A 19,133-nucleotide genomic window follows, 5' to 3' on the forward strand; every position below is an offset into this window, starting at 1 on the left:
TACTGAGGCTCTTATGAAGTATAAGAGCCATCAGCGTTTAAGTCAGAGCCTAAGATAAAGCCATCGGCGTTTAAGGTGCTTCTAACACCCAAGAAGTACCTTCGCGTGAGTCTTTAAGAATAATCCCTAGGGCCGAGAGCTCATCGCGAATCGCATCCGCCTGAGCGAAGTCCTTATTCGCTTTCGCCTCAATACGTTGAGCAATTTTCGCTTCAATCTCGCTTTCGCTAAGCGGCATACCCTGTTGCTGCGTGCCTTTCAGGAAAATTTGCGGCGCCTGCTGAAGCAGCCCCAAAATAGCCCCTAGCTGCTTGAGCTCGCCCCCAAGCCTAGCGGCCTCGTCGGGCTGCTCCTGCTTGGCGCGATTGACTTCACGCGCCAGCTCAAACATGACTGCCAACGCTTCAGGCGTGTTGAAGTCATCGTCCATGACCTGAGTAAAACGCTCTCGGTAAGGGGATGCTTCACTGCTGGCAATAGCGTCAGTGTCGACGCCTTCTAGCGCTGTGTATAAACGTGTCAGCGATTTGCGTGCTTCGGTCAGTGAGTCCACCGAATAGTTGATCGGGCTACGGTAGTGACTGGCCACCAGCAGAAAGCGCACCACTTCAGGGTCGTGTTCGGCCAGTACATCGCGAATGGTGAAGAAGTTGCCCAGAGATTTGGACATCTTCTCCTTGTTCACCCGCACTGCCCCAGCGTGCATCCAGGTGTTGACGTAGGTCTTGCCGGTGGCCGCTTCGCTTTGCGCAATCTCATTTTCATGATGCGGAAAGGTTAGATCCGGCCCGCCACCGTGAATATCGAAGGTGTCACCCAAGCAGCAGGTCGACATCGCCGAGCACTCGATGTGCCAGCCGGGACGCCCATTACCCCACGGCGACGACCAGTGGGCCTCACCCGGTTTTGCAGCCTTCCAAAGTACAAAGTCGAGTGGATCTTCTTTATGAACATCAACATCCACCCGAGCACCAGAGCGCATATCGTCTAGCTGGCGATTATTGAGCTTGCCGTAATTGGCAAACTTGCGTACACGGTAGTAAACATCGCCGTTATCGGCCGCATAGGCAAAGCCTTTTGCAATCAGCGTTTCAATCATTGCCACGATATCGTCGATATGACCGGTGGCGCGGGGCTCATGAGTCGGTGGCAAAACAAACAGACGCGCTTCATCTTCGTGCATGGCGGCAATCATGCGCTCGGTTAGCGCGGTGATGCTTTCACCATTTTCGTCGGCGCGCTTGAGTATCTTGTCATCAATATCGGTAATGTTGCGCACATAGTTAACATCGTAGCCACGCTCACGCAGGTAGCGGGTGATGACGTCAAAGGCGACCATGACGCGGGCATGACCAAGATGGCAATAGTCATACACCGTCATGCCGCAGACATACATACTGACTTTTCCCGCTTCAAGCGGGGTGAAAAGTTCTTTGCGACGCGTCAGCGTATTGTAAATATGCATATGGCTATCCATGTTTTTCCTGGCCTTTAGCCCTTCTGCTTGATTTTTGCCCAGCTATCTTTTAATCCCACGGTGCGGTTAAACACTAAATGCTCTGGTGTGGAATCATGACGATCTGCACAGAAGTAACCAACGCGCTCGAACTGGAAGCGTGACTCGGGCGTGGCCTCCGCAAGGCTTGGCTCGCCAATTGCCTGACAAACGACCAGCGATTCCGGATTTAAGTGCTCTAGGAAGTCGACATCTTTGTCACGATCTGGCTGCTCAACGGTGAACAGGTTGTCATACAGGCGCACTTCCACCGGCACGCCGTGGGCAGCGCTTACCCAATGAATAACCCCTTTCACCTTGCGACCTTCAGGATTTTTGCCCAGCGTATCGAAATCCACTGAACAATGCAGCTCTCTGATGTCACCGGCCGCGTCCTTAATTACCTCGTCACAGCGAATCACATAGCTATTGCGTAGACGTACTTCTTTACCTGGCGCGAGGCGGAAGAACTTCTTAGGAGCATCTTCCATAAAGTCGTCTTGATCGATGTAAAGCTCCCGAGTAAAGGGCACCTTGCGCATCGTCATATCTTCACGTGCAGGATGCCCCGGCACTTCATACATCTCTTCGTGATCTTCCGGCACATTGGTGAGCACGACTTTCAGCGGCTTTAACACACACATGGCGCGCGGCGCATTGTCTTCAAGATCCGAGCGAATCGCGTGGGTCAACATGGCGATATCGACCAAGCCACCGTCGGCACGGGTGACGCCGATCATCTCGCAGAATTTGCGGATAGAGGCTGGTGTGTAGCCGCGGCGACGCATACCGGAGATCGTCGGCATCCGCGGATCATCCCATCCATCGACAATCTTTTCGTCTACCAACAGCTTCAACTTGCGCTTGGAGGTTAACGTGTAATCAAGATTGAGACGGGAAAATTCAATTTGGCGCGGCTTGGCGGGCACAGGAAGGTTGTTTAAAAACCACTCATACAGTGGGCGGTGATCTTCAAATTCCAGGGTACAGATCGAGTGCGTAACCCCTTCAATGGCATCCGACTGACCATGGGTGAAATCGTACGAGGGGTAGATTTTCCACTTATCGCCCGTTTGGTGATGGCTGGCATGTCGGATGCGGTAAAGGATGGGGTCGCGTAGGTTGATATTAGGTGACGCCATATCGATTTTAGCGCGCACGACCTTTTCACTTTCACCAAACTCGCCTTCGCGCATTCGCGCAAGCAGATCAAGGTTCTCTTCGGCGCTGCGCTCACGGTAAGGGCTAGGGGTACCCGGCGCCGTTAGTGTGCCGCGGTACTCGCGAATTTCATCCGGCGAAAGGTCGTCCACGTAGGCTTTTCCTTCTCGCATCAAGTGCTGCGCCCAAGCATAGAGTTGGTCGAAGTAGTCGGAAGCAAAACGCACAGGACCTGCCCATTCAAAGCCTAGCCAAGTGACATCCTCTTTGATGGCATCGATGTATGCCTGTTCTTCTTTCGCCGGATTGGTATCATCAAAACGTAGATGACATTCGCCACCCATTTGCTCCGCCAGCCCGAAATTGAGACAGATCGACTTTGCATGGCCGATGTGCAAAAAGCCGTTGGGCTCGGGGGGGAAGCGTGTCACGATTTTAGTGACCTGGCCGCCCTCGATTTCGTCGCGTACTTGGTTGCGAATGAAGTTCGGCGCTGGGGTGGTCTCGTTGGTCATGGTGGTGTTGATAACCTCGTGGTGGATGGCGTACTGAGCCGTGAGAACATAGGATACTCCTATGGCACTTCGCGGTGCAGGGCAAAACCGTTATTATAACGTGACGCCGATGCACAGCGCCAAGGCGAACGCCTTTATTGAACAGGAATTTATCAATGATCGTATTACAGACGAACCACGGTGACATCACCATCGAGCTTAACCATGAAAAAGCGCCGATTAGCGCGGCGAATTTTGAGCAGTACGTTCGCGACGGATTTTATGACGGCACCCTATTTCATCGGGTGATTGACGGATTCATGGTCCAAGGCGGCGGTTTTGATAAAGACTTTGAGCAGAAGCCAACCCGTGACCCGATCGATAACGAAGCTGACAACGGCTTAAAAAACACTATCGGTACGCTAGCCATGGCTCGCACCCAAGACCCGCATTCTGCCACTGCGCAGTTTTTCATTAATGTGGGCGACAATAGCTTTCTGGATCACAGCGGTAAAAGTCTTCAAGGCTGGGGCTATGCGGTGTTTGGCGAAGTCGTTGGCGGTATGGAGGTGGTCAACGAGATTAAAAACGTGGCCACTACACGCCGTGGCATGCATGCCGATGTACCCGCTGAAGACGTGATCATCGAACGCGCTTATGTGAAGGAAGCGGAATGACACTGGGAGCTTTATGCGCACATTGCTTGTTGCCGACCTGCATCTAAGTAGCGACACCCCTGAGATTAATCAGGGGTTTTACCGCTACCTAGAACATACTGCCCCAGGAGCCGATGCTCTTTATATTCTGGGCGACCTTTTTGATGCCTGGATGGGTGATGACCTTCTGGATGCCACGGACCATCCGCTCAGCATTGTGGCTCAAGAGGTTATCAAGCGGTTGCACAAGCTTAGCAGTGACGGTACCACTGTTTATTTGATGCATGGCAACCGTGACTTTTTACTCGGCGAGCGCTTTGTTAACGCTTGCCAGGCGATGCTGCTATCTGACATTGAGGAAGTCGAGATTCAGGGGGTGCCCGTGGTACTTCTTCATGGCGATAGTTTATGCACCCAAGATGAAGCCTACATGGCTTTCCGTCAGCAGTCGCGCAACCCAGAGTGGCAAACTCAGATATTGGCTCTACCGCTGGAACAACGTCTAGAGCTGGCCAAAAGCCTACGTATGCAGTCGGGCGAGGCTAACGCCAATAAAGCTGAGGCAATCATGGATGTGACACAGCAGGAAGTCATTTTGTTGATGGAGCGGTTTGGTGTTGCCACTATGATTCATGGTCACACTCACCGCCCCCACGTACATGACCTGACGGTTGAAGAAGTACCCGCCAAACGTTATGTGTTAGGTGATTGGGATAGCCAACGTGGCTGGGATATCGTGGTTGAGCGCTCAGATCACACCGCGCCAAGCTTGCGTCAGTTCTCTTTCACCGAATTACCTGACACCTAACCGCAGTTTACGGGTATAAAAAAAGCCGATCTCGCGATCGGCTTTTTTGGGCTTGCTTAAAAGATTCTACCGCTCTATGTCTGCGTCACTGCGCAAATCATCAATCAATCCCTGCAGGATCGATTGAGCACGCAGTTGTTCTGCCATTTGTGAGACAAACGTTTCCATCTGCTCATCAATTTCACCGTCAGTAACGCTATCCAACGCTACAATGGCAACGCCTTGAGGCAGTTCAACGGCATGATAAACGCTCTCACCCTCATCAGGCCGTGGCATGCGGAAAGCTTCTTGAACAATGGTTTGAGGTACGGTGGTATCGGCTTGGCGACTAACGTTGTTAGCTTCGAGCCAATTGATATCCAACTCCTCACCTGCCTGCAGTTCTGAAAGCAGTGATTGCGCCTCTTCACGCAATGCTTGCTGCTGCTGCTCAGCGGCGACGGATATTTCGACCTCCTCGCGGACCTCATCCAGAGGCAGTAACGTTGCATCGCGCTGTTCAGCAACACGCAGCACCATCCGACGATCTTGGTCTAACTCGATAACTTCACTGTTATAACCCTCTTCCAGCACGTCGTTGCTGAACGCCGCTGACATCACACCAGGCTCGGATAAAACGCCTTCAACTTCATCATCACGGGCAAGCCAATCGCTCTCATTAAGGGTAAGACCAATGCTTTCAGCAACGCTTTGCAAATCATCAGCTGCGAAGCTTTCATCAATTAGCTGCTGAACTCGCTGATTAAATTCATCATCAACATCGCTCAGCGCCACTTCCCGCGCCAACTCATCGCGCTGCTCTTCAAATGTTGGGCCTTGAATATCCGCCACCTGAATAATGTGAAAAGCATTATCCAGTTCAACCGGCTGGGATACATCACCCTCTTCTAAAGAGAATGCTGCTTCATCAAAGCTATCCCCAAAGAAGCCACGGCTGATTACCCCAAGATCCCCACCCTCTTCGGCACTGGCCGTATCATCAGAGTAGCGCAGAGCGGTATCGGCAAACGATTCACCGCTATCCAATGCTTGCCTAGCTGTTTCGGCCATTTCCTGAGCTTCGTCACGAGTACGTTCGTCACCAAAGGTGATCATGATATGCGAGACTTGGCGATCAGCGTCACGATTCTGTTCGCGCCATGCATCGCGTAGCGCCTCTTCATCAACATCGCGGCCTTCTGCCATTGCCTGACGATCAACTACCACATACTCAAGACGTACCTGTTCTGGGCGCTCATAGCGCTCTTGGTGGGCATCATAATAGGCTTGCAGGTCGTCTTCACTGATAGTGACATCAGCCTCGACGTCGTCACCATCTAGCACCACATAGCGTAAGCTCCGCTCCTGACGCTGCAACTCTGCTAGGCGCTCTTGCTCATTGGGTAAGCTAAAATCGCTGAAGGCTAGGCCCTGCTGTAAATGCTGTCGCTGGATATCGACGCGCAATTCTTCACGAAAAGATAATGGCGTATAGCCCGCGCCCGCTAAGCGGTTACGAAAAACTTCAGCAGAAAAACGACCATCCTGATCATGGAACTCAGGCAGACTGACTATCAGTTGATCAAGTTGCTCTTCTGAAACAGCAAAACCACCCTCTTCTGCGTACTGGGATAACAGCTCCTGGGTGATGAGCTGGTCAAGCATGTCGCTGCGTAGGGCTCGCTCTTGTTCAGGCGGCACCTGCCCTGAGCGTAAAGCGCGCTGCACCCCGAGCTCAACCTGCTGACGCATAATTGGCTGCCCGTTGACACTTGCAACTTCGTCTGGATCGCTGCCAAAAAGCCCGAACAGTGATTCAATCCCGAAAAGCGCCATGGCCGCGACCATAACACCGATAATAATTTTGGCACCCCAGCTCCTGGAGCCATCTCGAATACTTTGCAGCATACTAGCCTCAGATAGTCACAGCCAAATACATCGACCCGCTAAATCCTAACAAATAGAGGGCCAGAAAATAACATGGGCGCATCGCCTATGCGATGCGCCCATTAGGTTACAGCAAACGCGGTCAAATTAGTTGACGGCGTCTTTCAGCGCTTTACCTGCTTTGAAGCTGGGTACTTTGGCGGCACTGATCTGGATTGGCTGTCCCGTTTGCGGGTTGCGGCCAGTGCGTGCAGCACGTTCTTTGATTGCGAAGGTACCAAAGCCTACTAGTGATACGCTTTCGCCCTTCTTAAGGCTATCGGTGACAGACTCCACCATGGCATCCAATGCGCGGGTTGCCGCTGCTTTCGGAATATCTGCAGACGCGGCAATGGCTTCAATCAGCTCGGACTTATTCACTCTTCACCCCTTGACTGTTTCAAAAAATGGCTCTGAACGGCACGGTCACCGATAGGTACAACGATCAAAGCATAGCTGCGTTTTATAGCAACGCCTTGAAACACCTGTCAAGCAACCATGCTGTAAGATACCCGCCACACAAAGCAGCGGACACAAAATATTAAGTAAAATTAAAGACCAAAGAGGGCTTTAACAGCTTAATGAGTACTAGCAACTACGGTATTACTATACGATGCGTCGGTGCTTTTCAACGGTGCACCCTCTTCTACCTTATCAGCTAGCGCTACGGCTAAGACATCATCTATCCAACGTACCGGACGAATATCAAGTGCACCTTTGATATTGTCAGGTACCTCCTTGAGATCACGACGGTTTTCTTCAGGAATTAACACTGTCTTTATACCACCGCGGCGTGCTGCCAGCAATTTCTCCTTCAGACCGCCGATGGGCAACACTTCACCGCGCAGATTGACCTCACCGGTCATTGCCACATCACAACGTACCGCCCGCTGGGTGTAAGCAGAAACGATAGCGGTCACCATGGCAATACCCGCACTGGGGCCATCCTTCGGTGTGGCGCCTTCGGGTACGTGGATATGCAGATCCTCTTTTTCGAACCGCTCAGGATCAATACCATACGCTTGTGCTCTAGCTCTAACCACGGTGTGTGCAGCGCTTACCGACTCTTTCATGACATCGCCGAGCGAGCCAGTTTTGTTAATTCGCCCCTTACCCGGCGTAACCACTGACTCAATATTAAGCAATTCGCCACCGACCGATGTCCAGGCAAGCCCAGTGACTCGGCCAATTTGATCTTCTTGCTCAGCCAGACCGTAACTATAGCGACGCACCCCTGCATAGTGCTCTATCTGTTCAGCCGTTAAGCTCTGACCATCTTGATCAGATGTAGGGTCACGCTCATTTTCAAGGCGTTCACGTAGCACTTTACGCGACACTTTGGCGATCTGACGTTCAAGCTCACGCACACCTGCTTCACGAGTGTAATAGCGAATAAGCTCTAAAAGTGCGCTATCTTCCAGCGTTAACTCATCGCTCTTCAAACCGTTTGCTGCTAACTGCTTGGGCAACAAGTACCGCTTAGCGATGGCCAGTTTTTCATCTTCCGTGTAACCCGGCAGACGAATAATCTCCATACGGTCTAGAAGCGCGCTAGGAATATTCATCGAATTAGCCGTACAGATGAATAGTGTTTCTGAAAGATCGTAATCGAGCTCCAGATAGTGATCGCTAAAGCTGTTATTTTGCTCAGGATCAAGCACTTCAAGTAACGCAGAGGCAGGATCGCCGCGATGATCCATGCCAAGCTTGTCGACCTCATCAAGCAAGAACAGGGGATTTTTAACCCCAGCACGGCTCATCCGCTGCATCAATTTACCGGGCAGCGACCCGATATAGGTGCGGCGATGGCCGCGAATTTCTGACTCATCGCGAACGCCACCTAGGGCCAAACGCACATACTTACGATTGGTGGCACGGGCGATAGATTGGCCGAGAGAGGTTTTACCCACCCCAGGCGGGCCCACTAAACATAATACAGGCCCTTTCATCTTGCGCACCCGCTTCTGCACGGCAAGATACTCTAGGATGCGCGCTTTTACCTCTTCGAGGCCGTAATGATCTTCATCCAGCACTTGCTGAGCTTTGACGAGATCATGCTTCACACGTGTGCGCTTCTTCCAGGGCACCGCGACTAGCCAATCCAGATAAGATCGCACAACGGTTGCTTCAGCGGAATTTGAAGCCATCATTTTGAGCTTGTTAAGCTCTTGCGTGGCTTTCTCAGATGCCTCTTTGGGCATACCGGACTCTTTAATCGCCAGCTCGTACTTTTCAGCCTCGTTGGGCACATTATCCAGCTCACCCATTTCCTTCTGGATGGCTTTCATCTGCTCATTGAGATAGTACTCGCGCTGGGTTTTCTCCATCTGCTCTTTAACCCGCGAGCGGATGCGCTTCTCCACTTGCAACAGATCGATTTCAGACTCAATCAGCGCCATCAGGTGCTCAATACGATCGCGCACACGATCCATCTCAAGCAATTCCTGCTTATCACCAATCTTCAGCGACAGATGAGCACAAATGGTGTCCACCAAGCGGCTTGGGTCTTCAATCCCTGATAACGAGTTAAGTACCTCGTTAGGGACTTTCTTAGACAGCTTGACGTACTGCTCAAACTGATTGAGTAATACGCGAACCAGCGCTTCTTGTTCACGACTGGTAAGCGGCTCACTCTCTCGGGGTGTTAAGTGTGCCTGCGTGTAGCCAGCTTCATTCTCATCGACACTTAGTACATCCGCTCGAAAATTACCCTCAATGAGTACTTTAACCGTGCCATCAGGAAGCTTGAGCAGCTGCATAATGTCAGCCACGGTACCCATAGAATAAAGATCAGCGTTATCCGGCTCATCCTGAGACGCTTCACGTTGAGCCACCAGCAATACACGCTTATCAGCCTCCATCGCTGCTTCAAGCGCCTGGATAGATTTTTCACGACCAACAAAAAGGGGTATTACCATTTGCGGATAAACGACCACATCGCGCAACGGTAAAAGGGGTAGACATTGTGTCTGTTCGGCGTTCTGCTGCATCGCAGACGTTCCTCGGCAAATCGGATGAGTACTTAAAAAAGAGTACTTGGAAAAGTACTGCGCAGTCGTCAGTAAGCGATTTTTAACCACATTAGCATTGAGCGGACTAGGCAGTAACACTTCACAACAAAGCTTTTCAACAGCACAGCTCTTTAGCGGCAGGGCTCTTCAACAACAAGGGGTCGCCTAAGCGACCCCTTGGTTTTAGCGCAAGCGGTTAAAGCTGGGCCGACTGGTCAACTAGCTACTAACCATCAGTGCCGTCGACTAGCGCTTCTTCTTGCTGAGAATAGATCAAAAGAGGCTCGCTCTCACCGGCAATCACTGAACCGTCAATAACAACTTTACTGACTCCTTCAAGCGATGGAATTTCGTACATGGTGTCAAGCAGCACTGACTCTAGAATAGAGCGCAAGCCACGGGCGCCAGTCTTACGCTCCATCGCTTTTTCAGCCACAGCACGTAGCGCTTCATCTCTGAACTCAAGCGTTACATCTTCCATTTCAAACAGCTTAGCGTACTGTTTAACCAGGGAATTCTTAGGCTCGGTCAGAATCTGCACCAGTGCATCTTCGGTAAGCTCCATCAGCGTCGCGATGATAGGCAAACGCCCCACAAATTCTGGAATCAAGCCAAATTTCACCAGATCATCAGGCTCTACGTCAGCCAGCAGCTCACCCACCCCGCGGGAGGACTCCTTGCTTTTCACCGCTGCATTGAAGCCGATACCGCCCTTCTCAGCACGGTCACGAATAACTTTATCCAGTCCCGCAAACGCACCGCCAACAATGAACAGAATATTGCCTGTGTTAACTTGGACAAATTCCTGCTGGGGATGTTTGCGTCCACCCTGAGGTGGCACAGAAGCCGTCGTGCCTTCAATCAGCTTCAGCAATGCTTGCTGGACGCCTTCACCCGAGACATCACGCGTAATTGAAGGATTATCCGATTTGCGTGAAATCTTGTCGATTTCATCAATATAAACAATCCCGCGCTCGGCTTTCTCAACGTCGTAATCGCACTTCTGCAACAACTTCTGGATGATGTTTTCGACATCTTCACCGACATAGCCAGCTTCCGTCAGTGTGGTTGCATCCGCAATGGTAAAAGGTACATTCAGTAACCGCGCCATCGTTTCCGCTAACAGCGTTTTACCGCTACCAGTAGGGCCAATCAGCAGAATGTTTGATTTACCTAATTCTACATCGCCGTCGCGCACGTCTGTTTTCAGGCGCTTGTAGTGGTTATACACCGCTACAGAAAGCACCATTTTGGCGCGATCTTGTCCGATGACGTAGTCATCAAGCGTATGACGTATTTCGCGAGGCGTAGGTAAACGCTCCTCATCGCTCTCGGCATCGGCTTCGAGAACTTCCTCGCGAATGATGTCATTACATAAGTCGACACACTCATCGCAGATATAAACGGACGGGCCCGCAATCAGCTTACGTACTTCGTTTTGATTCTTTCCACAAAACGAGCAGTAGAGCAGCTTGCCACCTTCGTCCTTGCCTTTGCCGTCGGCCATTCGCATACCTCTATCACTGCGGCGGCTTACGCCGCCGGAAAAGCTCGTTAGAAAAGCAGAATCCTATTACGCTATCAGGATGTAGGCCGCTTATCCAGCACTGCGTCAATCAAGCCATACGTTTTGGCTTTATTGGCGCTCATGAAATTATCCCGATCTGTATCACGCGAGACAGTTTCAATATCTTGACCCGTATGGTGGGCAAGGATTTGATTCAGCTTTTCGCGAATACCCAGAATTTCACGGGTATGAATTTCAATGTCAGAAGCCTGGCCTTGGTAACCACCCAGCGGCTGATGAATCATCACCCGTGAATTGGGCAGGCAGTAACGTTTACCAGCAGCACCTGCTGTCAATAACAGCGCACCCATGCTGGCCGCTTGGCCAATACATACCGTAGACACGTCCGGCTTCACAAACTGCATAGTGTCGTAAATCGACATCCCCGCGGTGACCGAACCACCTGGCGAGTTAATATACAGGTGAATATCTTTATCTGGATTTTCTGACTCCAGAAACAGTAACTGAGCGACGACCAGATTAGCCATGTAGTCTTCTACAGGGCCTACCAAAAAGATCACACGCTCTTTCAAAAGGCGTGAGTAGATGTCGTAGGCTCTTTCCCCTTTGGCGCTCTGCTCAACCACCATGGGCACTAAACCGCCGGCGTTTTGAATATCAAACTCACTCATTCAGGTGATTCCTTGCGTCCGGGAAGGGAAAGGCGCACCGACATAAAGGTGCGCCACGTTCCAGGGTGTTAGGCGCTAGCTTGCTCGCCTTCTTCAGCACCCTCATCTTGCTCAGCCTGCTGTTGCGCAGCGGCAAGGGCTTGCTGATAAGACATTTCAACGTCTTTAATGTTCGTTTGCTCAAGTAACTTAGCCACCGCCTTCTCTTCGAGAATGGCAGATTTCACCTGGGTTTTCAGCTGTTCGTTACCCATGTAGTAGCTAACCACTTCATCAGGATCTTGATACTGCTCAGCCAGCTCGGCTACTTTTGCCTTGATAGCATCATCGTCGGCATCAAGTTCGTTTGCCTTGATGACTTCTGCCAGTAACAAACCAACCTGAACTCGGCCTTTAGCCTGCTCTTCGAAAAGTTCATTGGGCAGCTGGCTAACATCAAAATCTTCGCCTAAACCAAACTGTTGAGCCGCCTGACGCTTCATGCCATCTGTTTCTTGCTGAACCAGTGCGCTCGGCACAGGAATTTCATTCACCTTTTTAAGCGCATCAAGTACTTGCTGCTTAACCCGGTTATCAACGGCTTGTGATGCTTCGCGGGTCATGTTCTTCTTGATTTCGGCGCGGAATTTTTCCTGATCGCCGCCTTCAACGCCAAAACGCTCGATAAACTCAGCGTCAACTTCGGGCAGTTTCTGGCTGCTGACTTTGTGAACCGTCACCTTGAAAGTAGCTTCTTTGCCAGCCAAGTGCTCAGCCTGGTAGTCATCAGGGAACGTGACGTTAAGGGTCTTCTCTTCGCCCGCTTTAGCACCAATTAACTGCTCTTCAAAACCTGGAATAAAGCTATTGGAGCCAATGACCAGTGTGTGACCTTCGGCACTACCGCCTTCGAACGGTTCATCACCAATATAGCCCTGGAAGTCGATAGTGACTTGGTCACCATCGGCGGCGGCGGCATCAACTTCTTCCCATGTGGCATTTTGCTTACGCAGTGTATCGATCATCTCATCGACATCTGCATCGCTAACGGACACCACCGGGCGTTCTATATCAGTGCCTTCAATTGAAGCCAGCTCTACCTGCGGGTAGATTTCCATTACCGCCACGAATTCAAGGTCTTTGCCTGATTCATTAACGGAAGGTTCAATTTGCGGAAAACCCGCCGGGTTGAGACCTTCATCAGTAATAGCGCGTACGTAACGCTCACGCATTACTTCGCTAACTACCTCGTTACGTACATCTTGGCCGTAGCGCTGCTGGACTACTGCCATTGGCACCCGGCCCTGGCGAAAACCATTCAAGCGAACATTCTTCGCGGTGTCTTTCAAGCGAGCACTAACGGCCTCGTCAATTTCGGCAGCCGGCACTTGAATAGTAATGCGGCGTTCGATCTGGGAGGTCGTCTCGACAGAAACTTGCATGAATTGTCCTCTAACGGCTGGGCGTTGTGTTGATTGCATGTAATAAGTTCAAGGGGGTAATTTTAAGAACCCCAACGCATAGTGGCAAGCGCCATGCTCGCAACATGGGGGCAGTGATGTTAAAAACAAGGGAATAAGCGAGCAATTAACCGCTTTAAGGCGTGTTTAGCTTCATTATTAGCCCCATGCTGCGTAATTTATACCATTCTACTGCTTTGTACGTCTTGCGGCGACTTTTTCAATCGCTATACCAAAACACTAGTGAGCTTGGCGCTCGCCAGCCCACCATAGACCTACTGTGTGCATCAGTACGCCAAGCGTTGCACCATGGGAAATGAACACCTGCCAACTAATCCACTCCGTAAACAGCGCGTGCCAACCACCCATTACGACCATTCCTAGCAGTAACATAACGGCTAACCGTTTGCATAGTTGTGGCAAGCGGCGACGCGCCTCCACCGCCAATAAGCGCCACTGAATAATAGTCGCGAAAGCCACCAGTGCTAAGGCGAAGAAAATCAGCGTCTGGCGGGTTTCATGCCCGCCTGCCATGTAGCGTGGCAGGGTTGCCAGCATAACGACACATAAGCCCAGCGCAACACTGATGCGCTCAGGTGAGGTGGGCGTTCGCTGCATCGCTCAAGCCACCTTTAACTGCTGGTTAACGATCCACTCTTCCACCCAGGGCACAGCAGCATCGTCGGCCATAAAGGTCTCCATGGCGTCGATTTCTAGGCGCTCCCCTAAGCGAGTCGCGCCATAATCCGCCAGCAACTCGTCTAGCGCGCGGCCTGCGCCGCAAAAAGTATCCCCATACGAGCTATCACCGAGTGCAATGAGCCCGTAGCGAAGCGTGGTAAGCGCGGGACTTTGATCACGCAACTGCCGGACAAAGGGCACAAAACTGCCGGGAAAATCTCCACTGCCAGTGGTCGAGACACAAAACAGCGCCAAATCGGCGTCACCACTGACAATATCATCGACAGATGGCTGCTCAACAACCTCTACAGCGTAACCGGCCTGTTCAAATAGGGGCTTCACTTGCTCTGCCACATCAAGGGCACCGCCGTACATGGTACCCACCAAAATATTAAGCTTCGGCATCGTCACTCCCCTGTCAAAGTGTCACAGTGCCAACCCGCAAGTCGACAAATACCCGATGAATTTGCTCAAATATTAACATGGCTGGTTAGAATGAAACACAAAACGTCATGGCCAGCTCATTACCGTCAACCAGGAGTCACTATGCAGCAAACCTTTGAGACGTGGATCACCCCGATAATGATCGGGGGATTAATTATATTTATGTGTTTTATTATCTGGGATTTGGCTAAAAAATCCAACGCTGGCAAATTTGGCACCATCATGCTGTTTGTCGTGTTGGGAGCAGGCATGCTGGGTTACGTTATCAAGGTGGTGATTACGTGGTTAATAGAAGGTGGTGGCATGTAGTCGCAAGATACCCCTCATGACTTGAGACTCGACGCTATAACAAGAAAAGGAGCGCCCATAGGCACTCCTTGTAAAGGGCATGAGATGATCTAGTGTTGTGAACCTAAAGCTTATGAATCAGATGCCCATACACCTAGAACCCAAAATGCTACTCACCGCCCACATAATGCTCTACCTGCTGTTTAAGCTTCTGCCCTGGGCGAAACGTGACTACCCGCCGGGCAGAAATCGGAATTTCTTCACCGGTTTTCGGGTTTCGCCCTGGCCGCTCGCGCTTATCACGCAGGTCAAAGTTACCAAACCCCGATAACTTCACCTGTTCGTTCTCACGAAGACAGGCTCGAATCTCTTCAAAAAAAGCTTCGACCATGGCCTTCGCTTCTCGCTTGGACAGGGCTAGCTCAGCATGTAAATGCTCAGCCAGTTCTGCTTTGGTCAACGCACCCATAAGGCTTCTCCTTATCCTTTAAGCAGATACAGCAACAATCACACTGTATCAACCATACAGTAGCAAAACGCATTGCCAAGAACGTGATAAGCATCGTGGCGAGGCCTAATTAATCTCTTCGATTTTTATTAGCCGCGCAGCTCCGCATCCAGCTTGACACGCACTTGTGTCACAATTGAATCGACCAACTGGTTGATTTCTTCGTCGTTTAGCGTGCGCGATGGATGCTGCCAGGTCAAGCCCAACGCAATACTCTTATGCCCTTCGGCTACACCTTTACCTGAATAGACATCGAATAGCTTGATATCCTGCAGATACTCCCCCGCTTGCTGCTTGGCGCAATCGAGCAATGCCTGCACAGGTGTCGACTCATTGAGTATAAACGCCAAATCACGGCGCACCTCAGGAAAGCGTGACAGCGGCTCAAACGCAGGAACTCGGCCTTGGCTAAGTGCATCTAAGCGCACCTCAAACAACACGGCATCCATTTTTAAGCCCAGCGTTGCTCGTACTTGTGGGTGCAGAGTACCAATCCAGCCTGCAGGCTCACCGTTATGCAATAGCTGGGCACTTTGACCAGGATGGAGCGCTGGGTGCTCAGCGGGCTCAAACCGCCAAGCATCGGCTTCGCCACCCAAGGCGATGACGCTTTCTAGATCACCTTTAAGATCATAAAAATCGACGCGATCCTTAGCACCACTCCACCCTTCCGCTTCACGCGGGCCACACACTAACGCACCCAGCATCGGCACCTGTGACAAAGCATCCAGCTCACCGTTAAATACTAGCCCGGTTTCAAATAAACGCACGCGGGCTTGCTGACGATTGAGGTTGTACTCCATGGCACGAACCAGGCCAGGAAACAAGCTGGCCCGCATCACCGACAAATCAGCCGAGATAGGGTTAGCAAGCACAGGCGTTATGGCGTCTGGTAACAGCGTCGCTTGCAGCTCAGGTGCTACAAAGCTGTAGGTGATCGCCTCTTGAAAGCCACGTGCGACCATCTGACGACGCAACTGCGACTGAGTCAGCGTCGCCTCGTCCGAAGAGCGAAGCGCCAAGCGTGCTGCAGGACGACGTACCGGCAAATTATTATAGCCATGGATACGTGCCACCTCTTCGATCAGATCCTCTTCAATGGCCAAATCAAAGCGCCAAGTAGGCGCGGTGACGGCCCAATCGGCACCCTGGATGCTGACATCAAGCCCCAGACGCTGAAGAATATCGGTCACATCATCGCTATCTAGCGTCTTGGATAGCGCCTGCTCTAAACGGGCACTGCGCAATAAGATTGAGCGCTCTTCGGGCATATGCTTAACGCTTAGCGCTTCAACAACAGGCCCGGCTTGGCCACCGCAAATTTCAATGAGTAACTGTGTAGCCCGCTCGACTGCAATGGGCGTTAACTGTGGATCAACTCCACGCTCAAAACGGTGCGATGCATCAGTATGCAGACCGTAAGAGCGCGCTTGGCCAGCAATAGCAAGCGGCGTAAAGAACGCAGATTCAAGGAAAATAGTCTGAGTGTTTTCGTTAACGCCTGAGTTTTCACCACCCATGACGCCTGCCATCGCTAGCGGGCCAGAATGGTCGGCAATGACCAGCGTTTCAGGGCGTAGCGACACCTCATGACCATCAAGCAGCGTTAAACGCTCACCCGGCGTGGCCATGCGAATAACCATGCCACCCTGAAGATTATCGCGGTCAAAAGCATGTAGCGGCTGGCCCAACTCAAGCATCACGTAGTTAGTGACATCTACGACAGGATCAATAGAACGTACGCCGCTACGACGCAGCCGCTCAACCATCCATAGAGGCGTCTCAGCCTTAACATTGACACCTTTAATAATCCGGCCCATATAGCGAGGGCATTGCTCTGGCGCCTCGACACTAATCGCAAAGCTATCGTCAACCTCAGTGGACACCGACGCTATTACAGGGCCGATCACCGCCAGCCGATTAAGCACTCCCACTTCACGCGACAACCCTTTAATGCTTAAGCAATCACCACGATTGGGCGTCAGGTCGACCTCAATGGTCATGTCATTCAGGTGCATGAATTCTCTAAAATCAGCACCCACTGGAGCACTTGCTGACAACACCAGAATGCCTGGTGACGTCTCTTCTGCAAGCCCCAATTCAGATGCCGAACAAATCATACCCCGTGACTCAACGCCACGCAGTTTGGCTTTTTTGATTTTAAAGTCGCCCGGCAAGACACCGCCCACCTGGGCAAAGGGCACTTTCTGGCCAACATCGACATTAGGCGCCCCGCAGACAACCTGGACAGGCTCACCACTGCCATCATCAACGGTACACACACTGAGCTTATCTGCGTCAGGGTGCTTCTCTTTACTCAGCACCTCTGCCACCACCACTCCACTGAATTCGGCAGCAACTGCCTCAACAGCGTCAACTTCCAAGCCCGCCATGGTGATTTGGTCGGCCATGGCCTGTGTATCAAGCTGCGGCGAAACCCATTCACGCAACCACTGTTCTGAAAATTTCATCGTTGATCCTGTATTCGGCGGCGGTCTTAAGCGAATTGACGTAAAAAACGCAGATCGTTTTCAAAGAACAGGCGTAAATCGTTCACGCCGTAGCGCAGCATTGCCAAACGCTCAGCCCCCATTCCGAAGGCAAACCCGGTATAGCGCTCGGTATCAATACCCGAGTGGCGGAAGACTTCAGGATGTACCATGCCGCAACCCATCACTTCCAACCAGCCACTATGGGAACATACACGACACCCCGCACCACTACACATCACACACTGAATATCGACTTCGGCTGATGGCTCTGTGAATGGAAAGTAGGAAGGACGGAAACGGACGGATAGGTCGTCACGTTCAAAAAATGCCTGCAAAAAGTCTTCGATCGTCCCTTTTAGATCAGCAAAGCTAATACCCTCATCAACCAACAGCCCTTCCACTTGATGGAACATTGGCGTGTGGGTTAAATCCGAGTCGCTGCGATAAACACGCCCTGGACAAACAATACGGATGGGTGGCTCACTGCTTTTCATGGTGCGCACCTGCACGGGTGAGGTGTGAGTCCTCAAAAGGCGGGTGGCATCAAAATAGAAGGTATCCGCCATGCCACGGGCAGGGTGGTGGGCAGGAATATTGAGCGCTTCAAAATTGTGATAATCGTCTTCAATTTCAGGCCCTACTGCCACATCATAACCAATACGCGTGAACAGCCCCTCTATACGCTCAAGCGTACGCGTCACCGGATGTAGACCACCCTCGACCTGGCCACGCCCTGGCAACGTGACATCGATACTTTCAGCGGCCAAACGGGCATTGAGCGCAACACTTTCAAGTTGCGCTCGCTTAGTATCAATTTCGTCGGCCAGCGTTTGCTTGGCCTGATTAATACGTTCACCCGCCGCAGGGCGCTCTTCTGCTGACAGCCTCCCCAGGCCTTTCAGCAAGGCAGTTACCTCACCTTTCTTACCTAAGTAGCGTACTCGTAATTCGTCTAGTGCAGCGACACTCTGCGCAGCCTGAATGGCGTCGCGAGCCTCAGATACCAGAGTAGGAAGGTGATCCATCCGTTTCACTCCGAATTAAGCGGTGTCCACCCCTAAGGATGGCGTGGCACGTTGAAGGTGGCAAAAAAACAGGGGAAGAGCGGCTGCTCTTCCCCTGGATGGGTCACTCTGAAATGACCTCAGGCACATTGCATGGGCAATCACCCAATGCAAACTACCTTATTGGGCAGCCTTGGCTTTTTCCACGATGGCAGCAAATGCGGCCTTCTCGTGTACTGCCAAATCGGCCAATACTTTACGGTCGATTTCGATACCGGCTTTCTTGAGGCCACCAACAAAACGGCTGTAAGACATGCCGTTGACGCGTGCACCAGCGTTGATACGCTGGATCCATAGCGCACGGAACTGACGCTTACGGTTGCGACGGTCACGGTAAGCATACTGACCAGCTTTGATAACGGCTTGCTTGGCAACGCGGAAAACGCGTGAACGGGCACCGTAGTAACCTTTAGCAAGCTTTAATACTTTTTTATGGCGACGACGCGCTACTACGCCACGTTTAACTCGAGTCATAACACACTCCTGAC

Annotated in this window: 18 protein-coding genes; 4 read left to right on the top strand and 14 right to left on the bottom strand. The window is 51.6% G+C overall.

The annotated features are described in order from the left end of the window. Positions 1-70: 70 nt before the first annotated feature. Both cysS and CXF87_RS13945 read right to left on the bottom strand, forming a co-directional pair. Entirely contained in the window at positions 71-1,465 is a 1,395-nt protein-coding gene (cysS, locus tag CXF87_RS13940) for a cysteine--tRNA ligase (RefSeq protein ID WP_198556111.1), read from the bottom strand. A gap of 26 nt (positions 1,466-1,491) precedes the next feature. After that, positions 1,492-3,171 carry a glutamine--tRNA ligase/YqeY domain fusion protein gene (locus CXF87_RS13945; RefSeq protein WP_101147023.1) on the bottom strand — a complete coding sequence of 560 codons (1,680 nt, stop codon included), beginning with the start codon at positions 3,169-3,171 and terminating at the stop codon, positions 1,492-1,494. Positions 3,172-3,232: 61 nt separating this feature from the next. Between CXF87_RS13945 and CXF87_RS22295 the strand changes: the two genes are divergently transcribed. The 3 genes from CXF87_RS22295 to CXF87_RS13955 are packed head-to-tail and all read left to right on the top strand — an operon-like array spanning position 3,233 to position 4,614. Further along, positions 3,233-3,355 carry a hypothetical protein gene (locus CXF87_RS22295; protein WP_008956874.1) on the top strand — a complete coding sequence of 41 codons (123 nt, stop codon included), beginning with the start codon at positions 3,233-3,235 and terminating at the stop codon, positions 3,353-3,355. Then, complete coding sequence (locus CXF87_RS13950; RefSeq protein WP_101147024.1) at positions 3,327-3,827, top strand: peptidylprolyl isomerase; 501 nt, start codon at positions 3,327-3,329, stop codon at positions 3,825-3,827. The genes CXF87_RS22295 and CXF87_RS13950 overlap by 29 nt, the downstream gene beginning before the upstream one ends. A gap of 13 nt (positions 3,828-3,840) precedes the next feature. Further along, positions 3,841-4,614 (top strand): UDP-2,3-diacylglucosamine diphosphatase, encoded by a 774-nt coding sequence (locus CXF87_RS13955; protein ID WP_101147025.1) that lies wholly within the window; start codon positions 3,841-3,843, stop codon positions 4,612-4,614. A 66-nt stretch (positions 4,615-4,680) separates the two neighbouring features. Here CXF87_RS13955 and CXF87_RS13960 read toward each other — a convergent pair whose 3' ends face one another. From CXF87_RS13960 to CXF87_RS13995, 8 genes are all read right to left on the bottom strand, one after another. Beyond that, a complete protein-coding gene (locus CXF87_RS13960; RefSeq protein WP_101147026.1) occupies positions 4,681-6,501 on the bottom strand; it encodes a SurA N-terminal domain-containing protein in 1,821 nt (606 codons plus the stop codon). Positions 6,502-6,627: 126 nt separating this feature from the next. Beyond that, positions 6,628-6,900, bottom strand: a complete 273-nt coding sequence (locus CXF87_RS13965; protein ID WP_007114333.1) for an HU family DNA-binding protein — start codon at positions 6,898-6,900, stop codon at positions 6,628-6,630. A 197-nt stretch (positions 6,901-7,097) separates the two neighbouring features. After that, positions 7,098-9,509: an endopeptidase La gene (lon, locus tag CXF87_RS13970; protein WP_101147027.1), complete on the bottom strand. Its 2,412-nt coding sequence runs from the start codon at positions 9,507-9,509 to the stop codon at positions 7,098-7,100. Between the two features lie 247 nt (positions 9,510-9,756). Beyond that, positions 9,757-11,037 carry an ATP-dependent Clp protease ATP-binding subunit ClpX gene (clpX, locus tag CXF87_RS13975; protein WP_101147028.1) on the bottom strand — a complete coding sequence of 427 codons (1,281 nt, stop codon included), beginning with the start codon at positions 11,035-11,037 and terminating at the stop codon, positions 9,757-9,759. Between the two features lie 74 nt (positions 11,038-11,111). Then, complete coding sequence (gene clpP / locus CXF87_RS13980; protein ID WP_101147029.1) at positions 11,112-11,729, bottom strand: ATP-dependent Clp endopeptidase proteolytic subunit ClpP; 618 nt, start codon at positions 11,727-11,729, stop codon at positions 11,112-11,114. Between the two features lie 68 nt (positions 11,730-11,797). Next, entirely contained in the window at positions 11,798-13,150 is a 1,353-nt protein-coding gene (gene tig / locus CXF87_RS13985) for a trigger factor (RefSeq protein WP_101147030.1), read from the bottom strand. A 258-nt stretch (positions 13,151-13,408) separates the two neighbouring features. Next, complete coding sequence (locus CXF87_RS13990) at positions 13,409-13,786, bottom strand: hypothetical protein (protein WP_101147031.1); 378 nt, start codon at positions 13,784-13,786, stop codon at positions 13,409-13,411. A 3-nt stretch (positions 13,787-13,789) separates the two neighbouring features. Further along, positions 13,790-14,254 (bottom strand): flavodoxin, encoded by a 465-nt coding sequence (locus CXF87_RS13995; protein WP_101147032.1) that lies wholly within the window; start codon positions 14,252-14,254, stop codon positions 13,790-13,792. Between the two features lie 141 nt (positions 14,255-14,395). Here CXF87_RS13995 and CXF87_RS14000 point away from each other — a divergent pair, with 141 nt between their 5' ends. Beyond that, positions 14,396-14,602 carry a DUF2788 domain-containing protein gene (locus CXF87_RS14000; RefSeq protein ID WP_008956864.1) on the top strand — a complete coding sequence of 69 codons (207 nt, stop codon included), beginning with the start codon at positions 14,396-14,398 and terminating at the stop codon, positions 14,600-14,602. Positions 14,603-14,750: 148 nt separating this feature from the next. On the opposite strand, the gene CXF87_RS14005 is transcribed toward CXF87_RS14000, so the two are convergent. The 4 genes from CXF87_RS14005 to rplT form a co-directional block, all read right to left on the bottom strand. Further along, positions 14,751-15,050: an integration host factor subunit alpha gene (locus CXF87_RS14005; protein ID WP_035579533.1), complete on the bottom strand. Its 300-nt coding sequence runs from the start codon at positions 15,048-15,050 to the stop codon at positions 14,751-14,753. A 128-nt stretch (positions 15,051-15,178) separates the two neighbouring features. After that, the gene (gene pheT, locus CXF87_RS14010; protein WP_101147033.1) at positions 15,179-17,560 is read right to left on the bottom strand and encodes a phenylalanine--tRNA ligase subunit beta; all 2,382 of its coding nucleotides are present in this window, start codon (positions 17,558-17,560) and stop codon (positions 15,179-15,181) included. A 26-nt stretch (positions 17,561-17,586) separates the two neighbouring features. Next, positions 17,587-18,606, bottom strand: coding sequence for a phenylalanine--tRNA ligase subunit alpha (pheS, locus tag CXF87_RS14015; protein ID WP_101147034.1), 1,020 nt, complete (start codon positions 18,604-18,606; stop codon positions 17,587-17,589). Positions 18,607-18,765: 159 nt separating this feature from the next. Further along, a complete protein-coding gene (gene rplT, locus CXF87_RS14020) occupies positions 18,766-19,119 on the bottom strand; it encodes a 50S ribosomal protein L20 (RefSeq protein ID WP_007114344.1) in 354 nt (117 codons plus the stop codon). Between the last annotated feature and the right edge of the window lie 14 nt (positions 19,120-19,133).

The sequence above is a fragment of the Halomonas sp. MES3-P3E genome (genome assembly GCF_002836035.1).
Taxonomy (GTDB): domain Bacteria; phylum Pseudomonadota; class Gammaproteobacteria; order Pseudomonadales; family Halomonadaceae; genus Vreelandella; species Vreelandella arctica.